General features: G+C 34.9%; 25 protein-coding genes and 1 pseudogene. 13 read left to right on the top strand and 13 right to left on the bottom strand.

Going from position 1 to position 23,621, the window contains the following annotated elements:
* Nucleotides 1-10 precede the first annotated feature (10 nt).
* A complete protein-coding gene (locus tag JEM45_RS08070; RefSeq protein ID WP_198687242.1) occupies nucleotides 11-2,155 on the top strand; it encodes a DNA topoisomerase III in 2,145 nt (714 codons plus the stop codon).
* Nucleotides 2,156-2,286: 131 nt separating this feature from the next.
* On the opposite strand, the gene JEM45_RS08065 is transcribed toward JEM45_RS08070, so the two are convergent.
* The 3 genes from JEM45_RS08065 to JEM45_RS08055 form a co-directional block, all read right to left on the bottom strand.
* Entirely contained in the window at nucleotides 2,287-2,583 is a 297-nt protein-coding gene (locus JEM45_RS08065; RefSeq protein ID WP_198687978.1) for a HesB/YadR/YfhF family protein, read from the bottom strand.
* 81 nt (nucleotides 2,584-2,664) lie between these two features.
* Entirely contained in the window at nucleotides 2,665-3,351 is a 687-nt protein-coding gene (locus tag JEM45_RS08060) for a phosphoribosylaminoimidazolesuccinocarboxamide synthase (RefSeq protein ID WP_166626415.1), read from the bottom strand.
* 173 nt (nucleotides 3,352-3,524) lie between these two features.
* Nucleotides 3,525-4,118 (bottom strand): TetR/AcrR family transcriptional regulator, encoded by a 594-nt coding sequence (locus JEM45_RS08055; protein WP_026866999.1) that lies wholly within the window; start codon nucleotides 4,116-4,118, stop codon nucleotides 3,525-3,527.
* A 147-nt stretch (nucleotides 4,119-4,265) separates the two neighbouring features.
* On the opposite strand from JEM45_RS08055, the gene JEM45_RS08050 reads away from it, so the two are divergent.
* Nucleotides 4,266-5,468: an ABC transporter permease gene (locus JEM45_RS08050; protein ID WP_026866998.1), complete on the top strand. Its 1,203-nt coding sequence runs from the start codon at nucleotides 4,266-4,268 to the stop codon at nucleotides 5,466-5,468.
* A 27-nt stretch (nucleotides 5,469-5,495) separates the two neighbouring features.
* Here the strand turns inward: JEM45_RS08050 and JEM45_RS08045 are convergent, their stop codons facing one another.
* The gene (locus tag JEM45_RS08045; RefSeq protein WP_198687241.1) at nucleotides 5,496-6,413 is read right to left on the bottom strand and encodes a DMT family transporter; all 918 of its coding nucleotides are present in this window, start codon (nucleotides 6,411-6,413) and stop codon (nucleotides 5,496-5,498) included.
* A gap of 157 nt (nucleotides 6,414-6,570) precedes the next feature.
* On the opposite strand from JEM45_RS08045, the gene JEM45_RS08040 reads away from it, so the two are divergent.
* The gene (locus JEM45_RS08040; protein ID WP_235678851.1) at nucleotides 6,571-7,083 is read left to right on the top strand and encodes a CHAP domain-containing protein; all 513 of its coding nucleotides are present in this window, start codon (nucleotides 6,571-6,573) and stop codon (nucleotides 7,081-7,083) included.
* 120 nt (nucleotides 7,084-7,203) lie between these two features.
* The gene (locus JEM45_RS08035) at nucleotides 7,204-7,878 is read left to right on the top strand and encodes a hypothetical protein (RefSeq protein ID WP_051220521.1); all 675 of its coding nucleotides are present in this window, start codon (nucleotides 7,204-7,206) and stop codon (nucleotides 7,876-7,878) included.
* A 57-nt stretch (nucleotides 7,879-7,935) separates the two neighbouring features.
* On the opposite strand, the gene JEM45_RS08030 is transcribed toward JEM45_RS08035, so the two are convergent.
* The 5 genes from JEM45_RS08030 to JEM45_RS08010 form a co-directional block, all read right to left on the bottom strand.
* A complete protein-coding gene (locus JEM45_RS08030; protein WP_026866995.1) occupies nucleotides 7,936-9,108 on the bottom strand; it encodes a hypothetical protein in 1,173 nt (390 codons plus the stop codon).
* Between the two features lie 16 nt (nucleotides 9,109-9,124).
* Nucleotides 9,125-9,478: a DoxX family protein gene (locus JEM45_RS08025; RefSeq protein WP_198687240.1), complete on the bottom strand. Its 354-nt coding sequence runs from the start codon at nucleotides 9,476-9,478 to the stop codon at nucleotides 9,125-9,127.
* 117 nt (nucleotides 9,479-9,595) lie between these two features.
* Entirely contained in the window at nucleotides 9,596-10,666 is a 1,071-nt protein-coding gene (locus JEM45_RS08020; protein ID WP_026866993.1) for an ABC transporter ATP-binding protein, read from the bottom strand.
* A complete protein-coding gene (locus JEM45_RS08015; RefSeq protein WP_035856381.1) occupies nucleotides 10,641-12,392 on the bottom strand; it encodes an ABC transporter permease in 1,752 nt (583 codons plus the stop codon). The genes JEM45_RS08020 and JEM45_RS08015 overlap by 26 nt, the downstream gene beginning before the upstream one ends.
* 12 nt (nucleotides 12,393-12,404) lie before the next feature.
* Nucleotides 12,405-13,481 carry an ABC transporter substrate-binding protein gene (locus tag JEM45_RS08010; protein ID WP_026866992.1) on the bottom strand — a complete coding sequence of 359 codons (1,077 nt, stop codon included), beginning with the start codon at nucleotides 13,479-13,481 and terminating at the stop codon, nucleotides 12,405-12,407.
* Nucleotides 13,482-13,641: 160 nt separating this feature from the next.
* Here JEM45_RS08010 and JEM45_RS08005 point away from each other — a divergent pair, with 160 nt between their 5' ends.
* Together JEM45_RS08005 and JEM45_RS08000 are read left to right on the top strand one after the other, a co-directional pair.
* Nucleotides 13,642-14,529, top strand: a complete 888-nt coding sequence (locus JEM45_RS08005; RefSeq protein WP_026866991.1) for a LysR family transcriptional regulator — start codon at nucleotides 13,642-13,644, stop codon at nucleotides 14,527-14,529.
* 43 nt (nucleotides 14,530-14,572) lie between these two features.
* Entirely contained in the window at nucleotides 14,573-15,460 is an 888-nt protein-coding gene (locus tag JEM45_RS08000; RefSeq protein WP_026866990.1) for an acetamidase/formamidase family protein, read from the top strand.
* Between the two features lie 64 nt (nucleotides 15,461-15,524).
* On the opposite strand, the gene JEM45_RS07995 is transcribed toward JEM45_RS08000, so the two are convergent.
* A complete protein-coding gene (locus JEM45_RS07995; protein WP_026866989.1) occupies nucleotides 15,525-15,977 on the bottom strand; it encodes a CNNM domain-containing protein in 453 nt (150 codons plus the stop codon).
* A 207-nt stretch (nucleotides 15,978-16,184) separates the two neighbouring features.
* Nucleotides 16,185-16,439: a hypothetical protein gene (locus JEM45_RS07990; protein ID WP_198687239.1), complete on the bottom strand. Its 255-nt coding sequence runs from the start codon at nucleotides 16,437-16,439 to the stop codon at nucleotides 16,185-16,187.
* A gap of 15 nt (nucleotides 16,440-16,454) precedes the next feature.
* Between JEM45_RS07990 and JEM45_RS07985 the strand changes: the two genes are divergently transcribed.
* The 7 genes and pseudogenes from JEM45_RS07985 to JEM45_RS07955 all read left to right on the top strand — a co-directional run bounded on the left by JEM45_RS07985 (nucleotide 16,455) and on the right by JEM45_RS07955 (nucleotide 22,338).
* Nucleotides 16,455-17,129, top strand: coding sequence for an IS6-like element IS257 family transposase (locus JEM45_RS07985; protein ID WP_198687238.1), 675 nt, complete (start codon nucleotides 16,455-16,457; stop codon nucleotides 17,127-17,129).
* A 375-nt stretch (nucleotides 17,130-17,504) separates the two neighbouring features.
* Nucleotides 17,505-18,389: a cidABC operon transcriptional activator CidR gene (locus JEM45_RS07980; protein WP_010529476.1), complete on the top strand. Its 885-nt coding sequence runs from the start codon at nucleotides 17,505-17,507 to the stop codon at nucleotides 18,387-18,389.
* 154 nt (nucleotides 18,390-18,543) lie between these two features.
* Entirely contained in the window at nucleotides 18,544-18,930 is a 387-nt protein-coding gene (locus JEM45_RS07975; protein ID WP_026867301.1) for a CidA/LrgA family protein, read from the top strand.
* A complete protein-coding gene (locus JEM45_RS07970; protein WP_008592735.1) occupies nucleotides 18,927-19,610 on the top strand; it encodes an LrgB family protein in 684 nt (227 codons plus the stop codon). The genes JEM45_RS07975 and JEM45_RS07970 overlap by 4 nt, the downstream gene beginning before the upstream one ends.
* Before the next feature lie 112 nt (nucleotides 19,611-19,722).
* Nucleotides 19,723-20,433 (top strand): annotated as a pseudogene (locus tag JEM45_RS07965) (thiamine pyrophosphate-binding protein); the annotation flags it as partial.
* 229 nt (nucleotides 20,434-20,662) lie between these two features.
* Nucleotides 20,663-21,337 carry an IS6-like element IS257 family transposase gene (locus JEM45_RS07960; RefSeq protein WP_198687238.1) on the top strand — a complete coding sequence of 225 codons (675 nt, stop codon included), beginning with the start codon at nucleotides 20,663-20,665 and terminating at the stop codon, nucleotides 21,335-21,337.
* A gap of 242 nt (nucleotides 21,338-21,579) precedes the next feature.
* Nucleotides 21,580-22,338 carry an aminoglycoside adenylyltransferase domain-containing protein gene (locus JEM45_RS07955; RefSeq protein ID WP_198687237.1) on the top strand — a complete coding sequence of 253 codons (759 nt, stop codon included), beginning with the start codon at nucleotides 21,580-21,582 and terminating at the stop codon, nucleotides 22,336-22,338.
* Between the two features lie 52 nt (nucleotides 22,339-22,390).
* On the opposite strand, the gene rpsN is transcribed toward JEM45_RS07955, so the two are convergent.
* Complete coding sequence (gene rpsN, locus JEM45_RS07950; protein ID WP_026867169.1) at nucleotides 22,391-22,660, bottom strand: 30S ribosomal protein S14; 270 nt, start codon at nucleotides 22,658-22,660, stop codon at nucleotides 22,391-22,393.
* Nucleotides 22,661-23,217: 557 nt separating this feature from the next.
* Nucleotides 23,218-23,439 carry a hypothetical protein gene (locus JEM45_RS07945; RefSeq protein ID WP_026867170.1) on the bottom strand — a complete coding sequence of 74 codons (222 nt, stop codon included), beginning with the start codon at nucleotides 23,437-23,439 and terminating at the stop codon, nucleotides 23,218-23,220.
* Between the last annotated feature and the right edge of the window lie 182 nt (nucleotides 23,440-23,621).

Below are 23,621 nucleotides of genomic sequence, written 5' to 3'. Positions count from 1 at the left end.
GATGAATGTTTTGGCAAAAAGTCTTGTACTTGCTGAAAAACCATCAGTTGCACGTGATATCGCGCGTGTACTGAATTGTAAGCAGAAAGGAAATGGTTACTTAGAGGGTAACCAATACATTGTAACCTGGGCACTCGGTCATTTGGTGACCTTAAGAGATCCAGAAAAATACGATACTAAATATCAAAAATGGGATTTAAATGATTTACCTATGTTACCTACACCATTGAAACTGACTCATATACCTAAAACGACCAAGCAATTTAAAGCTGTTCAAAGTCAGCTTAATCGTAAGGATGTCAATGAAGTGATTATCGCGACAGATGCTGGTCGTGAAGGTGAGCTTGTTGCACGTTGGATCTTAGATTATGCAAGGGTCAATAAGCCTGTCAAACGTCTATGGATTTCATCTGTAACGGATAAGGCAATTCAAAATGGTTTTAAGAACTTACAGCCAGGTAATAAATATCTTAATCTCTACCATGCTGCCGTCGCTAGAAGTGAAGCGGATTGGTATGTCGGTCTCAATGCAACAAGAGCATTGACAACTAAACACTATGCCCAACTCAACTGTGGTCGTGTGCAGACACCAACACTTGCTATTATTCATGCACGTGAAGAAGCCATTAAGAACTTCAAACCGAGAATATATTATGGTATCGATGTACAAACACCTGTACTTAAATTCAAATGGCAAGATCCTTCCGGTAAAACAAGTATCTTTGATGAAAAGAAAGTCAAATCAGTAGAAGAAAAAATAAATGTTAAATCACTGACTATTAAAGATGTTCAGAAAAAACATAAAAAGCAACATGCCTCAGGACTTTACGATTTAACAGAACTCCAAAGAGATGCAAATAATATCTTTGGCATGTCAGCTAAAGAAACCTTACAGACAACTCAAAACTTATATGAGCGTCATAAAGTCTTAACCTACCCTCGTACAGATTCTAAGTTTTTATCGTCCGATATTGTAGAAACTTTAAAAGAGAGAGTACAAGCGAGCAGTAACGGAGAATTCAGCAAGCCGGCAGCAAAGATTTTACGTTCACCGATTAAAGCCCATGGCTCCTTCGTCAACGATCAAAAAGTAAGTGACCACCACGCCATTATTCCTACGGAAAGTCCGGTATTTTTTGCTGACTTTACCGAAAGGGAAAAACGTATTTATGAATTGGTTGTTAAACGTTTCTTAAGTGTCCTTCTGCCACCTTATGAATATGAAGAGACAACTGTTACTGCTGAGGTGAGTGGGGAAACACTTATCAGTAAGTTTAATCGTGTGATCGATCAAGGGTTCAAAATTTTATATAAAGAAGCAGCTTCAGATGTTGAACACAGCATAAAAGTTGGAGACACCCTTTCTATTAATAAGATTATTCAATCGACAGGTGAAACGAACCCACCATCAAGATTTACAGAGGCCTCTCTACTCCAAGCTATGGAAAATCCAGCTAAGTACTTTGATATGGCGGATCAGCATAAGAAAACATTATCCGCTTCAGGTGGCTTAGGTACTGTTGCAACACGTGCAGATATAATCGATAAGCTGTTTAATACGTTTTATCTGGAGAAAAATGGCCAGGCAATTAAGCTGACATCTAAAGGGAAGCAACTTCTAGAGCTAGCACCTGAGGTTTTAAAATCCCCTGTCACAACAGCTGAGTGGGAAAAACAACTGGAGCAAATTGAAAAAGGTCATTTGAAAAAGGATAAATTTATCGACTCCATGAAACAGCATACCAAAGAGATTGTCGCAGACATTAAAGCCAGTGAGAAAACCTTCAAACATGACAACCTGTCCGGTCGTGACTGCCCAGAGTGTGGTAAGCCATTACTTGAAGTCAAAGGCAAAAAAGGGAAGATGCTCGTCTGTCAGGACAGAGAATGTGGTTACAAGCGAAATGTCGCAAAAACTACCAATGCCCGCTGCCCTAACTGTAAGAAGAAAATGACCTTGAGCGGTTCAGGTGAAGGACAAATCTTCACTTGTACATGTGGTCATAGAGAAAAATTATCTACCTTCCAAGCCCGTCGTAAAAAACAGAATAAAGGTAAGGTCGATAAGCGCACGGTAAATAAATATGTGAATCAAAAAGAAGAACCGATTAATAATGCTCTTGCAGAACAATTAAAAGGTCTTAAATTTGATTAAAAAGTAAGAACAGGGTAGGAAATTGTTGATTTCCTACCCTGATTTTTGTTGATTTATTGATATACTCTTGTTTATATGACGTCGTTACTTTCACGATGGCACACAAATCAATCCGGTCCAGTATACCTGACCTACTGATCTATATACTCATACTTCACTTCATCTTTATCTTCATCAAAGGCGACTTTTAAATCATAGCCATCAAAGAACCACACATCTTGTTCTTCGATGTAAAACTCTATATCTTCTTTCTCAACATGCACTGCTTTCTTAGAGTCATCATTATCAATCTTAAATGCTAAAGAATAACCTTCTCGAATTGGACTTGTCCCATATATCTGGACGATGAATTGCACCTTATCTCCCGCTTCAAGTTCTACTTCATCTTTATACCACTTTAAAGCGTCATCGGTAATCGTAATGTTCATCAAACATGCTCCTCTCCCCATTGGTTACCTTCATTGTACTTAAAATGTCTCAAATATAAAAAAGTAAACCCTCAAGTTATCTTATTCATTGAAGAGATAAGCATTTAATTTCAACGGTTCAATATACGCTCCGTCTCTATATACACGCATATTGCCACCGGAGATTTCATCGATCAGTAAAATTTCTCCTGTTTCCTCATCATAACCAAATTCTAACTTGATATCATATAAGTCTAAGTCTTTCTTGGCTAATTCTTCTTTTATAATCTCACTGATTTTCACAGTTAAGTCTGTAATTTCCTTATAAGATTCAGCGGATAAAATACCCAAAGCTTCAAGGGTCGATTCACTGATAACAGGATCTTGGCGATCGTCGTCTTTTAAAGTCACTTCCACTAAAGCAGGTAAGTCAGCACCCTCTTCAACATAAGCACCATATCGTCTGTAAAAACTGCCGACTGCTTTAAAGCGACATACCACTTCTAATCCTTTACCGTAGACTGCCACTTTTCGAACTTTCATTAAGCGATTTTCAATGTCAGCACTGAGGAAGTGTGTTGGAATGCCACTTTCGTTTATTTTTCCAAAGAAATAACTCGTCAATTCTAATCCAGCCATACCTGAACCTTCAACTTGTAACCCTACTTGGTTTTCTCCTGGATCAAAGACGCCGTCTTTACCTGTCATATCATCTTTAAAATATAGTACAGTGTCACCATTCTGATCTTTGAAAACATCTTTCGTCTTACCCTGATAGATTAATTCCACTACAAACACACTCCTAAAGTCAGTATATATGACTAACATTTTACTGGTTAGGTGTGTAATTATCAAGTAAATGACGAATAAAAATTGGATTTTATGTTAAAATGTTCGTATTAAACTAGGAGGCAGACTAAAAATGATAATATTTACACATTAAAACGAACATTAACGAAAGTTTAAGACTCATAAAAGCCCATCACTTTTGCAGGACCCTGTAGGACGATTTTAAAGATATAGTCTGCAGTTTTTTCTATATCCAGCTCATCTTCTGAAGTATATGAATATTTAACTAAGCCGATGAAAATTGAAGTAAATACAACCACTAGAACTTCTTTCGGAATATCATAATGCATTCGTTGTAAATGTTCACTAAATTCACCTTCAACTATAAACAACATCTTATCTTGCAATTTCTTTTCAAAAGAGTTGATATAGTTAGATTGGAGAATAAGCTGCATCAATTTTTGATTCTCCTCATAGCATCGCAATACCTGAATTAAGGTGTCGTAACGAGATGGTAAAAACTCTTGCTTGAAGTCTTCAGTCGGTAAGTTTTTCCGAAAGACATCCTCTAATTTCTCAATCATTTCATTTTCAAACTGCTTCATCATGTCATACTTATCTTCAAAGTGTAGGTAAAAAGTCCCTCGATTAATATCTGCCTTTTCAGCAATATCATTAATAGTAATGTGATGTAAGTCTTTACTTTTCATTAAATCAAAACACGCATCGATAATTGCTTGTCTGGTCTTCTTTTGTCTTCGGTCCATAGTGTCCCTCTTTTCTTAATGAACATATTTAATTCAAATATTGAGTACTCAATAAAATGGCGGTTTTTGCTTATGGCAACTGATTTAAATGCAGAATACAATAAAGTCACAAGTTATTCAACAATATGTTCATTAAGGAGTGTTTAAATGGATAAACTAAAAAATTCAAACAAAATTTTTCTAGTCCCAATTTTATTTGTTATCGTCTTCACCTTAATCATGCTTCCAGCATTCTCACCAATAGTCAAGGTAGAACCGAATAATATGCCAATCGGTTTAGTCATTAATGATGAAGGTGAAATGGGACAAACGATCGAAAATCAAATCAGTGAAAACGCACCGGATATGGTGTCATTCACATCTTACGATTCTGTTGATGAAATGGAAGATGCAATGGATCAACGTGATATTTATGGCGCAATAGAACTACCAGCGGATTTTTCAGAGAATATTATGAGCTTACAATCTGCAGAAATGACAAAAGCAAATGTTAATATATATGTTAATGAAGGCGCTTCTGCTATGGCTGCGTCTCAAATCGAAACAGCTCTAAATAATATGGTCTCCATGATGAATCAGCAGATCAGCAAACAGATTGTTTCAGGTATTGAGACAAAAACAGAAGAAATGAAATCTCAACTGCAACCTGTCTTAGAAGCTCAAGGTTCAGATAGTCCACTTCAAGGATTATCTAATATGATTTCACCAATTTCACCAGATATGGTCGACGCTATATCTAATCCCATTGAATCTGAGGTAATTAAGGTCAATGAAGCAGGAAGTCTCGCAAACATTCCAATGGCATTCCTTGCGTTTACATGGATTATTTCTATTGTTGGTGCAGTCATGCTGTACTTCTCAGATAATGGCAAAAGGTTTAATAGTCTTGGACAAAAGTACAGCTTTAACTTAGTTCAATCTATAGCACCATTTGTTTATGCACTAACAGCAGGATACTTCGCAACTTGGTTTTCAACATTAATTATGGATATTCAGTATCAGTCATTTAATACAATGGCCTTGTACTTATCACTAGTAATTGCAGCCTTTATGTTGATGATTTTTGCAGTGCTCAAATGGCTGAAACTTCCGAGTATAGTACTATTTGTTCTCTTGATGTTCTTTAGTATGGCAGCAATTCAATTACCACCGGAAATGTTACCTGATTTCTATAGAGATTATATCTATCCTTGGGTACCTTTAAGAATATATGCAGATGGATTAAAAGAAATTCTTTTCTTCAGTAAAGAATTAAATAATGGTTACAGCATGATATTTGTGTGGATCATTATCACTTCTCTTATCTTCATCTGGCTGAAGAATTTTAACGAGAAAAAGAAAACAGCATAAAATAAGAGGCTAGAGAATCTGAAATCTCTAGCCTCTTTTCAATTTACGTTTCATCCATAGTCGCTCTAAATAACCCGTACCAAAGAGTACACCGCCGACAATAAACACAAAGCCAATCAATTGGGTGGCAGCTATTTGTTCTTTTAAGAAAATAACAGAGAATACGACACCAAAGAATGGGACAAAGTTATTAAATATTGCAGTTTTAGAAGCACCAATTTTTTGAATAGCTGAGTTAAAGACCATATGACCAATACCTGTCGCTACAACACCGGATAAGAGTAATATTCCGTATACACCAATTGTCGAATCAGTCATCTCAGACAATCCAGATGGTTCAGTAATCAAACTAATACCCAGTAGTCCAAATGATCCAGCAAGATTCATAATCGCTGTAACCTGTTTAGAATCCAAAGTCGCCGTCGCCTTTTTAATAAAGACAAAACTAATGGCTTGTGCAAACATTGATAAAAACAAGACAAATTCGCCTTGTGATAATTGTAACCCTGAAAATGAACCGCCTTGTATAAAGAAGACACCGATTAAAGCTAAAACAAATCCAACCGATCGCATCTTAGTTAGTCTTTCATTTAAAAATATCATGCCTAATATTGCTGTGGCTAATGGCACTAAAGATAATATGAGTGAACCTGTTGATGCTGGCGTCGTCATCAAACCTATCGCTAAAAACAGGTGGTGTATCATGACCCCAAAAATCATACCAAAAGCAGTAAACACCCACTCTTTTATAGTTAAAGCTCTCAATGACCTTCCAAAAATAACGATAAGCATAGCAGTTACACCAGCAATCATTATCCTAAATGCTGTCATGGTATGTGGAGGAAGGTTCTCTACTAATACCTTTAGAAATACAACATTAAGTCCCCAAATTGCAGTAATTAGAAAAACAAGACCATAAGTAAATATAAGACTTTGCTGCTTCAAGATGCCACCCCGCAATCTGACTTTATTAATTTCATTTATTTTCTCATAAGTGGATAAAATAAACGATATTAAATGCTTGGGTCATCCTTTTATTTGACCTAGGACGTGTATTCTTTAAAATTATAACCAGAAAATATAATCATAATGAGTTGATAAATTGAAGCACATAATTAATACAAAGAATATTGTACTTGTTACTTTAATAATATTGTTAGGCCTATTCGGTTTCTATCTATATAATACCTATCATGCAGAAGATCCTCCAACTTGGATGGCAAATATTAAAGAAGATATAAGACAAATGAGAGATCCAATGCATCACAACACTTATGACAAAGGTGAATGTACCTATTATGTATTCGATAAAGTCAAAGCTGATGGCAACATGATTGAAAAATCATGGCGTGATGCTGAACACTGGGCGAATAAGGCTGAAGAAGATGGCTATATAGTAAATAACACACCAAAAGAAGGTGCGCTTTTACAGACTGACACAGGCCCAATTGGTCATGTGGCTTATATTGAGCATATAAATGATGATGGTTCAGTCCATATATCTGAAATGAACTTACATGAAGCTTATGAGATTACAGAGCGAACAATCGATTCAGAGCAGTTGGAAGCTTATCAAGTCATACATCCTAAAGAAAATCCACATGCACCAAAATAGAGCGATAATAAAGTTGAAAGTGTAATTCATGTAATATTTTTGTAATATAATTGCAATATTTATTTTACCGTGTTATTTTGTCCGTATAGATAAAGTTAGATATTCAGGAAGGGGATTTCTATGAAGAAAGTAACTTTATTGAGTTCATTATTGGTCGCGGGTGCGTTAGCATTCACTGGCATCGGTAACAATGCAGAAGCGGATGAAATTGAATTTGACGCTGCGAAAACCGTTTGGGGTACCTTACAACCAGCAGAATCTGATATAGATGGTGATGGTTGGTCAGATGGTGGATATGATTTCGACTGGCTACCCAAAGCACAACAAGACAAAGTTGAACAACTTGCAGATCAACAAGAGGCAGGAGAAATTACTCAAGTAGAATACAATGAGGCAGTTTCTGATATATTTGACGAAGAACACGCCTTACTCAATGGTCCCTATGGTGGGTTTTTCACATCAGAAAATGAGAACCTTGCAAGCTACGCGTTTTATGCACCTAAAACATTAGATGCTGCGCCACTAAAAGATGGTGCTTATCACTATAACTTTATCTATGATGGTTATGAGTTTGACTTTAAGTCTAACGGTGAAGAATGGACTTGGTCATATGACGAAGCTCAAAATGAATATACGGATGAGGAACTAATTGATTTAGTGCATAACAACCCGGAAGTATTAGATGAAAAGCCAGTTAAATCTGGTGCATATGACTTTAAGATTGAAGATGACAAATACGTTTACCACTTTGCTTCTGATGGGGAACAGTGGACTTGGTCGTATGAGTCAAAATAATATAAGTTAACAGACGAACGCCCCAGAGCAAAGCTCTGGGGCGTTCGTTTTTGTATATCAATCATTCTCTGCTTCTTGTTCAATTTCTTTAGTTGTTTGTTGTCTTTGTTGCTGCCTATATCCATAGGTACTATTTAAAAGTACATCCTCATTATTAACGGAAGACCCTAGTGCACCAATAATTGTAGACAGACTCGTTGCAATCCATGTTGTATATGCATAGGAACTAATATTTACAGCACTCACTGTCATATTTTCTTCAGCCTGACTTGGTGGAATTAATAATGAGGTGAGAACCATAAACATTACAAATAACAGTACATAGTACATCACTACTGTTAACAATAATGTGAAAAACGTTGTTGCATTGTATAGTTTACCTAGAAAAGCATGTTCATCCTTTACTTTACTCTCCCATAAATTATTAGAGGTAATAATCCAAGCAACTAAGGATAATATCGCAACAAACATCAGTACGATTGCTCTAATTGTACTGAAATGTGTGCTTAAGCCCCAAATAGTGGGAAAGACTAAGGCATAAGCACCAGTTGTAAAAGCAATGATAACTATATTTAAAAAGGCTTTAAATAACTTCATTGGTCTGTTGGCATTAATCATACCTGAAATGATCCTAAGTAAGCCTTTTTTCTCTGATTGAACAGTAAATCTTGCATGTGTACTATTTTTTGTATTTGAAGTTTCACGTTCTAATGGAGAGAGTTTTTCAAAAAATCTCTGCCCAATTAAACTTTTTGAACTTTGATATTGAATATCATCATTCGATTTTTCGTTACATTCCTGAGTTTGCTCTGATTCTTTTCTCTCTCTTTCAGAACTACCATAATAGATTTCATTCATCATTTGAAGAATAGACTCCCTGACACGCTTTTTCATTGGGGCAAAGCCAAAACCAGGTAAGCTAATAAATGCGACATGCTCATCACTATGAACTTCAGCAATGATCGGTTTTTTACCATCAAATAAAGGAAGGTCTGTTAAAGTAATCGCGTAATCCCATCCCTTGTTCGACATCTCCGCTTTCGTCCATTCTATTGCCCTATCCGCCCGGTTCGTACCACCCGTCCAACTATCAACATGACACTCGATTTCCCATGTCACATCATTATTAACGTAATGTTTTAGGTGTCTAGGAAGGTCATCTATTAAATCATCGATAATCTCTTCAGCATAATCCGGCGCTGTAATTAAGCCCAGGGTTCTTTTCTGCATGGAATCCACCCTTTCTCTATATTCTCTTAACCATACCCATTAATACAAACTGTAGTGGTAATCTTAAGTAAAGGAGCCGCTTAGGTAGTTCGATCGTACCAAGTGGGAGTTTCTTTCTAGCCATATAAATATTTGCTGGAAAGACAGCAAGTAGGAAAGCATTGATTAAATTTTTAAGAGTCTTGCCCGGTCGTTTGAAGAAAAGTAACAATCCAAATACGATTTCAACCACTCCAGACGCATGAACAATGAAGCGTTTAAAAGGTAAATAATCTGGGACAACTTTTTCAAAACTCTCTTCTCTTTTGAAATGTAGAAAACCTGCAACACTAAATACTATTGCGAGTGAAAATCTATATATGTGGCGCATAAATCAGTCTCCTTTTTTAATTTACTTGGTTCAGTTTAACATAGTTGTTTATAAATATTGTTCGATAAATTAAGAAACATACCTACTACGTTAGTATTAGGTATATTTCTTAACAATTTATACTTTATAAAATTTTGTTCTCTCTTCATTGAACTTTATCTTTACGTAGGATTCTTCATCTAGTTGACTATTGTGAAGCAGCTCTACATTTATACCATTTTTTGTTTGTAATCTAATTCTCCAATGATGACCCTCATAAATACAGTGAGTTACTTTTACTTCCATGACATTGTTCTCTATTTCTGAACCATTATATAGCGATACTTCTTCTATTTGAGACATAATGATTATCTCATCATCCATCAATAAATCAGCTCTGCTATCACTGATAAATTGATATCCTTCGACTTCCACAATACACTTGTCGTGATCAATATAAGTTATTTTTCCTCTCATGGTATTTTGGAAACCTAATAATTCTGCGACAGCCTTTGTAGCCGGGTTATCGAATATTTGTTGAGGTGTATCAAATTGAGCAATTTTTCCATCATCTAAGACAATGATACGATCTGCTAGTGAAAATGCTTCTAAAATATCATGTGTGACATAGATTGTTGTGACTGATAATTCCTTTAATATCTTAGAAAGCTCTGCTCTCATTTCAGTTCTTAATTTAACATCCAAATTAGAAAGTGGTTCATCCATTAATAACACTTTAGGATTTGTTGCTAAAGCCCTTGCTATCCCTACTCTTTGTTGCTGTCCACCGGAAAGTTCAGATGGGGTTTGAGAAAGTAAACCGTTAAGCTGAAGCATTTTAATGTATTTCTCTATACGTTTTTCTCTGTCTAAAGCCTTCATTTTTTGTCTTTTCAATCCATACTCGATATTTTCTTTAGCTGTCATATGTGGCCAAAGTGCATAGTTTTGGAATACCATATTTAAATTTCTTTTCTCTGGTGACACGCTTTTTTTATCGTTAAAGATAGTTTCATTTTCTATAGTGAGTACTCCAGAATCTGATGAGAGGAGTCCTGAAATTATTTGTAATAGGGTAGATTTTCCACTACCTGAATGGCCCAATAGGCATACGCACTCTCCTTCATTTACGGAGAAAGAAATATTCTTAAGGACTTCTTTAGAATCAAAAGCCTTAGTGACATTATCCACGGTTAATATTTGATTCATAAAGCATTATCTTCCTTTTTTTATTATTTTCCATCAATCTACTCAAGATACTATTAATTATCTGAACCGCTATAATAATCAAAACAACTACAGCTGCTCCCAGTACTGAAGCTGCCGTCGCATAGCCATAATCGCCTACTTCAAATGCACGATCAATCACTATAGGCAGTAAGGTATAGTTAGGAGGCTGAAGCATTGATGCGATAGCTAAGTCAAATACACTAGAACCAAATGATGCTAATGTAGCAATGAGCAAGGTATTTCTCACAATCGGTAGCAATATTGTACTCATTCTCATTAGCACACTTGCACCTTGTACTGAAGCAGCCTGTAATAGTACTGGAGACACATTAGAAACCGCACCTAATTGTATCCTTACAGCATATGGAATCGCTCCTGCCACTGCAGCGATAACCAGTAGTGTCGGTGTTCCATATAAATTCAGTCCAAGCGGTTCTAACCATCTTTGATTCCAAATGAAGATATATCCTATACCTAATACAACTCCAGGTACTGCCAAAGAAATCACTGTAAATACTTGTAAAGGTCCTTTCATTTTTGATTCTGTAAAAACCAAAACAAAGGTTACAGTAAACGCTAATATCATACTAATTAATGCTGCAATTATTGCTAAAGAAATTGAATTCTTCAGTCCCTCAAATACAGAAGAAATCGCTGCATAACGATTATCTCCTCCTGCAAAAAGCGTTCGATAATTATCAAATGTCAGATTATCAAAAACCAATCCTCTAGAAAGACTATCCATGAATGATACAGAGACACTTGTAAATACAGGTATTCCTAAACAGATTAAGAGCAATACTAGAGTTATTAAATTAACAAGCCAAGCATTCTTAGGTTCTACTCTCACAGTTCTTGATGCAGTACTCCCTAAAAAGTCGACTTTAGATTTTTTTGTGGCAATAAACAAAATCAACATTGCAAATACTAATATCAATACTAAATAGAAAGATAAAACCCCTGCCATATCAAAACGTACCGGTGATTGGTTGATTGCAGTGTATATCGAGTAAGGCAAGGTTGGAAATCTATACAGTGTTGACAGTGCTGCCGGTAAACCAAAATCCCCAATTATATCAATGAAAACTAAAGTCCACCCTGCGACCACTGATGGCATTGCTAAAGGTAATTGTATAGTACGAAGCACTGTGAAAGGTTTAGCACCGTTCAGTTTAGCTGCATTGTCCAACTGAGAAACGTTCCATTCCATTGCCGCAACAATAGTGAGATAGGCAAGTGGAAATTTGGTCATACCCATAATAAAGATGAGTCCTACTGGTTGAAAAATAAAATCCGTTACCCATTCCCAACCAAAAACAGAACTTGCCATACCCGTTCTATTTGCAAATAATAACCATCCTTGTGCAATCATAAATGAAGGAATTATGAGAAGAATCCATGCAGATAGATCTAACCATTTTCCTAACAAAAATGACCATCTTGCTCTAAAATAAGCAAGTATAAATCCTACTAAAACACCAAGAAATGCACCACCAATTCCAAGAATTAAGGAATTTTTTAAAGATACGAGCCAAAGCTGTCTTTCAAAAACTTCAAATAATATCGTAAAACTATTAAAATCTAATTCACCGAAGAATAGTCCGGGTAATATCGCATTGAGTATTACTGCAAGTAGTGGCAGGAATACCATTACAAACAGTACTCCTGTCACTAAGTAAGCATAAAATTTCCCACTGAATTTCACTGATAAAACCCCTTACTGAACGTTCTGGTCTGCAAACCAAGTTTTAATTTCTTCTTCATATTCTGCAGCCCATTCAGCTTCTGGTAGCATCATTTCTGGATTTTCAGGTCGACCTTCTCTTACTTCCACACCCTCAGCCATAGGAGTGAAGAAACTTGCTGCATCTGAATCAATTGAAGTTAAGAATTCTTGTGTTTCAGCGTCCATTAAAAATTCTACAAATTGTTCTGCTTCTTCAATGTTGTCAGATTCCTTGTTAATTGCTACAACTCTTAAACTACCAGGTGCGCCTTCTTCCGGCCAAATAAGATCTACAGGTTCATCATCTAAAATAGCCTCATATGCATTATGCTCCTGAAGTGCTGCCAAGTGTATTTCTCCATTGATCAATCCAGTTGTTAACGGTCCATTTTTTGGATATATATTAATACCCTTTTCGAATCGCTCAGTATAAATCTCTTTACCTTCTTCAATACCCCATTCATTAAATATTCCAGAAACTAATGGGTAGGCTGGAGCAGCAACTGCAGGGTCCGCATGTCCTATTGGTCCGTCATATTCATAAAATTCTTCCCATGTTTTAGGAACTTCTTCTTCAGTTAGAATGTCCGTGTTGTATGCTATGACTCCTGCTGCATGCATACCGATTGGGAAATATGCATTGTCTTCAGGTATTAATTCTTCGTATTCATCTTTAACATTTGAAATATTTTCAGGTTCAAAATCTGTATGTAAAAATCCTCTGTCTGCTAGATTACGTATTGAACCGTGACCATCCATAAAAATGATATCCCAATTAGGATTTCCTTGTTCCGCTTCTATTTGCGCTAAAGCTTCACCACCACCAAAATGGACACCTTCTACAGAGATACCCGACTCTTCTTCAAACTTTGGTCCAATAACTTCAATAAAATCATTACCGTACAATACTAGCTCGCTGTCTTCTGTTGCTTCTTCAGTTTCTTCAGATGCACTCGCACTATCTACGTTTTCGTCCGCTGATTCTTCTCCAGTTTCATCAGACATACCGCAAGCAGAAAGTAATAAAATGGATGTCAAAAATAAGTAAACTAAGTATTTTTTATTCATAATTCTCCCTCTCTCATTTAATTTCTACTCTAAATATAAGGACTGAATATTAAAGTCATATATGTATAATGTAAATTGAAAGTAAAATATTATCTATGTTATTTATTTTTTAATAGATATTATCTATTATAGAGTTATTGGAAATTGCTGGAGGCTGATTATGAATATTCAACAACTTAAAGTTTTTGTTTACACTGTCAAATACGAAAAACTATACCTAGTTGCCAAAAAATTAAATATTAAGCAACCTACTGTTACTTTTCATCTGAACAAACTCCAAGACAGTCTTGGAGTTGATCTCTTAAAAACAAGATCTTTCCACTCCATAAAATTAACAAAGGCTGGTGAAGAATTTTATAAAACAGCACAGATTATTATCAACCAATATGATGAGCTAGACCTCTTGATGAGTGACTATAAAAATTTAAATAAAGGTTCACTCTCAATATGTAGCAATCACACACCTGCTACATATATGATTCTTCCATATATAAATGACATCACTAAAACACATGATAATTTATCTATTTCTGTACATGTATATGGAACCTCAAGCATAGTTAATAAGGTTAAGAACTTCGAATGTGATATAGGTATTATTAATTCCAATGATTTTAATGATGATGAGTTAATTGCCCATCACTTCAGTGATGATCCTTTAATTGTTGTCTTTACCCCCGATCATCCGCTAAATGAGTTAGACCAGATTACTGCATATGATTTAGAGAGACACTCTTTCATCAATCATGAAGAAGGGTCTACAACTCGTTCCTCTATAGATAATTGGACACGTGAAAACAATATAGATTTAAATGTTAAAATGGTTTCCTCAGGGTCTGAATCTGTTAAAGAGGCTGTAAAATTAGGTATGGGCTTTGCCATACTTTCTTCAACGCTTGTGTCAGCAGAAATTAAAAATGGTACTTTAAGTTTCCATCAAATCCCAAAATGGACCTTAAACAGGAAAGTGTATCTTATATACAGAAAAGGTCGCATTATTACACCTACGATGAAATTATTTATAGAAAGTTTAAAACACCAAGTTTAACCGAATGTTATAATGACAGTAATTTTAAGGGGTGAGTGAACTTATGAAAAAATTAGAATGTGATCAAACAATAAATTATTTCACACCTGATCTGGTGTCTGTGATGACTGTGGATTTAAATGAGCAGTTCAAGGTAGAGACTCATGACTGCTATGGGGGGCAAGTACAAGATGAACATACTTCTAGATGGGACATTGATCGTTCAATTATAAACCTAGCTACAGGTCCGATTTATATAAATGGTTTGAAAGCTGGTGATGTGGTTAAGCTTGATATTGATAATATTGAGCTCGGTTCTTCTGGTATTATGATGACAGCTAAGGGGCTCGGCGTCCTGGGTGATACCATACAAAATGAGTCGACGAAGATTTTATCGGTTGAAGATGGATTCGTGAAGTTTAGCGAACGTCTATGCCTCCCTGTTAAACCGATGATTGGTGTCATCGGACTGGCAACAAAAGAAGATAAAATCCATACTGCTTCACCAGGTTGTCATGGTGGCAATATGGATACGACTGACATTACTACAGGTAATTCTCTTTACCTTCCTGTTTTTCAAGATGGTGGCTTACTTGCTATGGGAGATCTTCATGCAACAATGGGTGATGGAGAACTCGATGGTACCGGGGTAGAAATTGATGGTGAAGTCACTTTAACAGCTTCTAAAGTAGAAGGCTTATCAATTTTAAACCCGATCGTCGAAAGTCCAGATGCTTTTTTCTTTATCGCATCAGCTAAAACATTAGATGAAGCCATTAAAATTGCATCACAAAATACGGTCGATCATCTAACGCTTGTACTTAAGGAAGACTATGAGATGGCCTATCGATTGTTGTCTGCCTGCTGTGACATTCGCATCAGTCAGGTCGTTAATCCTTTAGTCACCGTTAGAGTGAGAGTGCCTAAAACACTGCTCCCTAACTTAATATAAATTTAGTGATAATTTATTTTATTCCACATAAAAAGGTGCATCTGACAAAAGTCAGATGCACCTTTTAACCATTAATCGTAATTAACCAGCCAAAAATAGCTAAATATATGTTTGTAGAACGTGCCATACCAAGTGCTAAAGGTTCAGGGTTAGCAATCGCTAAGTTTTTAGGGTATAACTCACCAAAAATCATTTGGACAACTGTAGATAAGGCTAAAGCCAATACTGTCCCTAAGATTACAGCTAAACTATTACCTACTAAAGGTTCCGCAACAAAACCAATCAATAGTCCAGTTATAGTAATCCCTAATTGAGCACCTGAGAGCATGAACGAAGTTTTTCTCGTTACAGATAGTGCATTTTTAGCCGCACCATTCCCCTCTTCTGCAAGTGTACTTAAACGAGAACGATCGACAGACATATATGCAAATTCCTGAGCAACAAAATAACCATTCGCAGCAATAATCGCGAGAATGATTATGATACCTAAGAGTAATGTTAAAACGGCGCCTAACATTGTGCATCACCTACCCTCTTGAACTTTATGGGTCGACTCGCATCATCCGCTTCATCAGTACTCGTAGTTTCGTTCTTCGAGTATGAATCCAAAATCTCCTACTTCATTGTCATTGTATATTATCTCCTCCAAAAATATAGTTTATAAAAATATTACAGATACTTGCAATCTAAAACAAAAAATACGATTGCAAAAACCCTTCATGATTTAATTTGAAGATGTCGTTGCTGTGACAATAGTTTCAGCTGACTCCACTACTTCCTCCACCGTATCTAAAGCGACGATATTAATGTCCTTACTAAGTACTGCGCTTAAGTCGTCAGTAAATTTCTCTCCTTTACTTGGTGTTCTGTTATATAAATAAATATTTTCGATATCTGCCGCTTCAACTGCTGCAATTAACTGGTAAAATCCTTGTAAGGGTTCTGTTGCAAAGTTGAATTTATAGTATAATTTTAACAAAAAGGAGTCTTCTGTATGAACTATTTCAGATATAAACAATTTAACAAGGATGTTATCACTGTAGCCGTTGGCTACTATCTAAGATATGCATTGAGTTATCGTGATATATCTGAAATATTAAGGGAACGTGGTGTAAACGTTCATCATTCAACGGTCTACCGTTGGGTTCAAGAATATGCCCCAATTTTGTATCAAATTTGGAAGAAAAAGCATAAAAAAGCTTATTACAAATGGCGTATTGATGAGACGTACATCAAAATAAAAGGAAAATGGAGCTATTTATATCGTGCCATTGATGCAGAGGGACATACATTAGATATTTGGTTGCGTAAGCAACGAGATAATCATTCAGCATATGCGTTTATCAAACGTCTCATTAAACAATTTGGTAAACCTCAAAAGGTAATTACAGATCAGGCACCTTCAACGAAGGTAGCAATGGCTAAAGTAATTAAAGCTTTTAAACTTAAACCTGACTGTCATTGTACATCGAAATATCTGAATAACCTCATTGAGCAAGATCACCGTCATATTAAAGTAAGAAAGAAAAGATATCAAAGTATCAATACAGCAAAGAATACTTTAAAAGGTATTGAATGTATTTACGCTCTATATAAAAAGAACCGCAGGTCTCTTCAGATCTACGGATTTTCGCCATGCCACGAAATTAGCATCATGCTAGCAAATTAAGCGAACACTGACATGATAAATTAGTGGTTAGCTATATTTTTTTACTTTGCAACAGAACCGAATTATGAGTATTACTTGGCAAACAAGTTACGTCCACAAATTATTTCATCAGTTGAAGCCAAAGTTGCCTCATAGATCATTTTGTTACGCTTATTCATCAAGGACTTCCCCAATAACATCGGTTGAATACTCTAATTGTAACCCAAGGCTTCACTAATCGCTAAATCACTATCGTATCACCAGAGTGTAAAATTGGAAGTCTCCTAGCGCCACTAATTTAGATGACCTAAATTATAGGGATTTACCATGCCATTCATAACCTGTTTACTTTATGATAATATCTTCATTAAGCATCTGAAACACAGGAGGAATAATATGGATATACAACACATGGTCTATTTTGTTGAAGTTGTAAAACAAGGAAGTATGACTAAAGCATCGGAAAAACTATTTATCGCCCAACCTACTATCAGTAAAACGATTAAAAACTTAGAGGATGAATTGCAATTAATTTTATTTGATCGAAGCAAAAAAAGTTTAAAACTAACAGATGCAGGTAAAATCTTTTTTGAACAATGTAATGAAATTGTAAATTTATACAAAGACTTACCAGTTGTGATGGATAATTTACTTGGGGTTAAAACTGGACATCTCAAAATTGGTCTTTCTCCAATTATGAATGTTAAGAAACTCATAAAAATTTTAGCCGATTTTCATAATTGCTATCCCAATATCACTTATGAGCTTATCGAAAATGGTGGAAAAACAATAGAGCAAAGTATTCAAATTGATGAACTCGATGTTGGAATTACTGCTTTACCTGTTGATGATCGTCTTTTTCAATCCTTTCCATTTTACGAAGAAGAATTAAAACTTGTTGTAAATAAAAATCACCCTTTAGCAGATAAAGAAAAAGTGTCTTTAATACAACTAGAAAATGAAGGCTTTATATTATTTAACGAAAATTTTTATCTGAACGACATAATAACTGACTCTTGTAAACGCGCGGGCTTTATACCTCATATTGTTTCGAAAATTTCTCAGTGGAATTCTATTGAACAAATGATTATTGCACAAATTGGTATTGGTATCCTTCCTAAAAGTATTATTGAAATGCTAAGTGACGATGTTCGAAGCGTTAGTATCGAGTCGCCATCTATTGTATGGCAACTTGGTGTGATATGGAAAAACAATAAATACATGAATTTTGTCACTAAAGAATGGCTTCACTTTATGCAAAAACAGCTGGATTCAAAATAGAAGATATCGCTTACATAGATAAACGTAATATCTATTATGACAAACCACTATTTTTGTAATAACATGTTCCGTCTTATAATGAGTATGTAAACAAAACGAGGGAGGAAGAATTAAGGATTTTTTAGAAGCAAAAGACAATAAGGAATGAAGCCGAATGTTATTTAAGTTTTTTAGAATTCTGTCACAGATTTCCATAATATTTTTAATCACCGCGTTAGGTAATAAGATACAAAGTGTGTTACACATACCAATTGCCGGAAGTATTGTAGGGTTAGCGACTTTCTTTTTATTACTTCAATTCAAAGTGATACCTGAAAGATGGGTTCAAGAAGGGGCTAATATATTATTAGGTACAATGGCTCTCTTTTTCATTCCCTCTATAGTTGGAGGTATGAACATCATTGAACAAATCAACCTTAATTACTTAATATTTATCGCTTTAATCATATTAGGTACATGTATTGTTGCGTTAGCATCTGGTTATTTGGCCGAAAAAATGGTGCAAAAATGGACACCTAACGAAAAGCATGATTCACCATGATTTTAACGGGCTTTATGATGGTTATTTTAACAATATGTATGTATGTCATTGCACGCTATATCCAGAACAAATTCAACTATTCCATACTGAACCCGGCACTGATTGCATCACTGGCAATCATCTTCATTTTAATTATATGCGGCCTTGATTATAAAGATTATATGATTGGCGGCCAATGGATTTCCAAATTTTTAGACTGTACCGTTGTATGTCTAGCTTACCCATTATATAAATATCGACATATGATAATGCGTAATCTTAAAGTCATAATGACCAGTGTGGTATTTGGTATTTTACTTAATTTTATCATTATCTATTTCGTTATGAATTTATTTGGATTTTCAAAACAAATGATTGTTACATTGCTGCCGCGTTCCATTACGACAGCAGTTGGAATTCAAGTATCCCACCAAATGGGAGGATTAGAAACACTTAGCATTATCTTTATTATAGCAACCGGATTAATAGGGAGCATATTAGGTTCTTCTTTAATAAAGATAGGTAACTTCCAAAGCTCAATTGCCAAAGGATTAACTTATGGTAATGCATCCCACGCCTTTGGTACCGCAAAAGCACTTGAACTGGATTTAGAGTCTGGTGCTTTTAGTTCAATTGGTATGATACTCACTGCCGTTTTAAGCTCAATATTTTTGCCTTTTATCATCACATTATTCTATTAATTCCTTGTTGAAGTAATTTTAAATAACGGTAGTGCACGTTAATCCCTTGATGCATAATTGAATACGCAAATTGGCACACTAAATCAAGAAAAATAAAGGAGTAAATGTATGTATGCCTAAAAAAATCAAAGCAAATCACGCATTAATCTCAGCCTTGAAAGCATGGGATATTGATCATGTATACGGAATTCCAGGAGATTCCATTGATGCGGTCGTTGATGGATTAAAAGTTGTAGAAGATGAAATTGATTTTTATCATGTTAGACATGAAGAAGTAGCAAGTCTGGCCGCCTCCAGTTTCACAAAACTGACTGGTAAAATCGGTGTGGCATTAAGTATCGGGGGCCCTGGAGCTATCCACTTAATAAATGGAATGTATGATGCAAAACTGGACAACATCCCTCAATTAATATTAGCTGGTCAATCTGACAGTGATGTTCTCGGTACAAAAGCATTTCAAGAAACAAATCTTACGGAATTGTTCAAAGATGTTGCTGTCTATAATAAACAGATTAAGGAACCGGAAACTATCTTTGAAACAGTAAATGAAGCAATTCGTACTGCATATGCCAAAAAGGGTGTAGCTGTGCTTGTATTACCAAATGATTTATTAACTCAAAAAATTGACGACCATACAGATAAAAAAATAGATAAGGAGCCACCTGCACCAAAGAAACCATCAGTTGAGTCTATTCAAGATGCAGCAAAACTGATTGAAAATAGTAAAAAACCTGTTATGTTAATTGGTTTAGGTACCAAACATGCAAAAAAAGAATTACGCATATTTATTGAAAAAGCAAAATTCCCATCGATTATTACCTTGACCTGGTACCTCCTAAGTTTACAGATGAAATAAAAAATCTGTAGACTTAGGAGGTACCAGGTCAAATCTATAAGCATAGGATTTTATAGTATTTGGTGATCTATTTATAGTATCTAAAAACTTTAAATACTTGTTTACATATAAAAAAGGAATGCCTTCATTAGAGGTTAAAAGGTTCTGTTGCAAAGTTGAATTTATAGTATAATTTTAACAAAAAGGAGTCTTCTGTATGAACTATTTCAGATATAAACAATTTAACAAGGATGTTATCACTGTAGCCGTTGGCTACTATCTAAGATATGCATTGAGTTATCGTGATATATCTGAAATATTAAGGGAACGTGGTGTAAACGTTCATCATTCAACGGTCTACCGTTGGGTTCAAGAATATGCCCCAATTTTGTATCAAATTTGGAAGAAAAAGCATAAAAAAGCTTATTACAAATGGCGTATTGATGAGACGTACATCAAAATAAAAGGAAAATGGAGCTATTTATATCGTGCCATTGATGCAGAGGGACATACATTAGATATTTGGTTGCGTAAGCAACGAGATAATCATTCAGCATATGCGTTTATCAAACGTCTCATTAAACAATTTGGTAAACCTCAAAAGGTAATTACAGATCAGGCACCTTCAACGAAGGTAGCAATGGCTAAAGTAATTAAAGCTTTTAAACTTAAACCTGACTGTCATTGTACATCGAAATATCTGAATAACCTCATTGAGCAAGATCACCGTCATATTAAAGTAAGAAAGAAAAGATATCAAAGTATCAATACAGCAAAGAATACTTTAAAAGGTATTGAATGTATTTACGCTCTATATAAAAAGAACCGCAGGTCTCTTCAGATCTACGGATTTTCGCCATGCCACGAAATTAGCATCATGCTAGCAAATTAAGCGAACACTGACATGATAAATTAGTGGTTAGCTATATTTTTTTACTTTGCAACAGAACCGCCTCTTTCATATTGACTACATTTCTTATATGACTCTCATTTAGTAACAGAACTTTATCACCCTCTTACGATATTTATCTATATTCTATCTACCATTAAAATTAAAATCTATTCATAAAAAGTATACTGTCTCATTATGGTATAAAGGTTATATATAATGCTTTAAATCGGAGTGTTCTTATTATGAAAGAGGATAATATTCAAATCGATAATGTCTTAAATGAGTTGAAAGACTTGTTTACAAATGACTTATTAGGGGTCTATCTGTATGGTTCCTATGTTGAGAGTAGCTTAAAAACCAATAGTGATATTGATTTTTTAGTTATTTTAAATAGAGATATGACATATCAAGAGAAAGAACAACTAATTTCTAAAATTATGCCTATTTCCAAAAGTATTGGAGCGGACAGTAATCTCAGGTACATCGAGTTAACAGTGCTTAATTACAATGACAATGTCCCTTGGACCTATCCTCCTACTGAAGATTTTGTTTATGGAGAGTGGCTCAGGGAAGATTATTTAAACAATATAATTCCAACTAAGAAAACTAATTCAGATCTCGCTATTTTGCTTTACCAGGCGAGGTCAAACTCAATTTCACTTTACGGGGATAAAAATATCAAAAATCTAGTTCCTGAGATTCCTTTGAACGACTTACAAAAAGCGATTGAGGATGCTTCTAGAGTATTAATAGGTGATTATGAGGGTGATGAAACGAATGTCATTTTAACCTTTTGTCGCATGATTCTGACCTATACTACTGGTGAGGTCTATTCGAAAGAAACTGCCGGACAAATTGTTATGGAAAGCTTATCAGATGAAGAAGCTAAGCTAGTTCAAATGGCTGTTAATGATTATAAAACTGGGGAGTATATTGACTGGCATCTTTACCCAGTTGAGACTTTAATTCAGGTACTGCAAAATCGTATAGGACATGAATAATTTATCAATAAAGAGCCAGCAATCTTTTAATTAAGATTACTGGCTCTACTTTTTACCAACTTGCCTTTTTTACACCTGGAATCTGCCCTTTATAGGCATGATCACGAAAGGCAATACGAGACATATTAAATTTACGCATGTAACCACGAGGTCTACCGGTTACACCACAACGGTTGTTTACGCGTGTTGGTGATGAATCTCTAGGTAACTTCTGAAGTGCTTCATAATCACCTTTTTCTTTTAACTCTTTTCTTAACTCTGCATACTGTGCAACCATTTTTTCTCGCTTCTGTGCTTTAACTACTTTAGATTTCTTTGCCAAGTAAACACTCCTTTTGATTTTATCTTCTAACTCATCTAAGTGAATGAATTATAACGTAATCATTACGATTTATCAAAATAAAATATTATATAACAAAAAAACCGATGTATGATTTAAGATACATACATCGGCTTTGAAAGCAACTTTCTTATTCCCACTCAATGATGTACTCCAATTATCACCCTACAAGGGTTAATAAAAATCCTTTTAGATCAATGTTTTCCAACTATTTTCTTAAAAAGAATTCCAATACTATCTGCCCTTTTCCAGATAGTTTGCCCTTTTATTGCCCTGAAAACTCCACTAGGTTCTTATTTAAGAAACTTACTTAATTTAAAGTAAGAAGGCAGCATGTCATGTATAGAATCGATGTATTATTACCTAATTAATCATAGCAGTTATTTAGAGTACTTAAAGTTTATTCAAAAAACACAAGATGTTTCATTCAATCTCTGATGTGCTCCTCCTAAAGTAGACACTTAAAAATTAAAATAAAAAAAGCTTTCTAAATCTAGTAATTTAAGGATTTACAGTAAACGAATTTAATTAAATTGGTTCTAAAAAAAAGTGTTACCTACACTTATAAAGTCGTTATTTACAATAGTATCTCTTAGCTCTTTTCCAATTTCTTTAGCTTTTCTCTCTAGCATAGCTTCTAACTCCTTTTTATTCTGTCCATCTTGAAACTCGACAGTTTCTGAGTATTCTGCTTTAGAATCCTTACCTTCTATGAATTCAAAAACAATATCAAAGTCTACAACTACTTTTTTAAAAGCCATAACCTCTCCCTCCAAATAGCCATTTATTATAATAAAAAAAGTTGGCTTTTTCACTTCTCTCATCATACCAACTATATAATCTAATTAATAGTTCCTTATATTACCACCAAACATACTTAAGTTATCGCTAAAAAATATATCAAAAACGTTTCATTACAAGAATTTTGATTTTAATTAATTAG

Origin of the sequence: Jeotgalicoccus sp. ATCC 8456, from assembly GCF_016313225.1 — a bacterium.
In the GTDB taxonomy this organism is placed as follows: Bacteria; Bacillota; Bacilli; order Staphylococcales; family Salinicoccaceae; genus Jeotgalicoccus; species Jeotgalicoccus marinus.
Note: the sequence above shows the minus strand (reverse complement) of the source record. Positions and strands in the feature narration are given on the sequence as shown.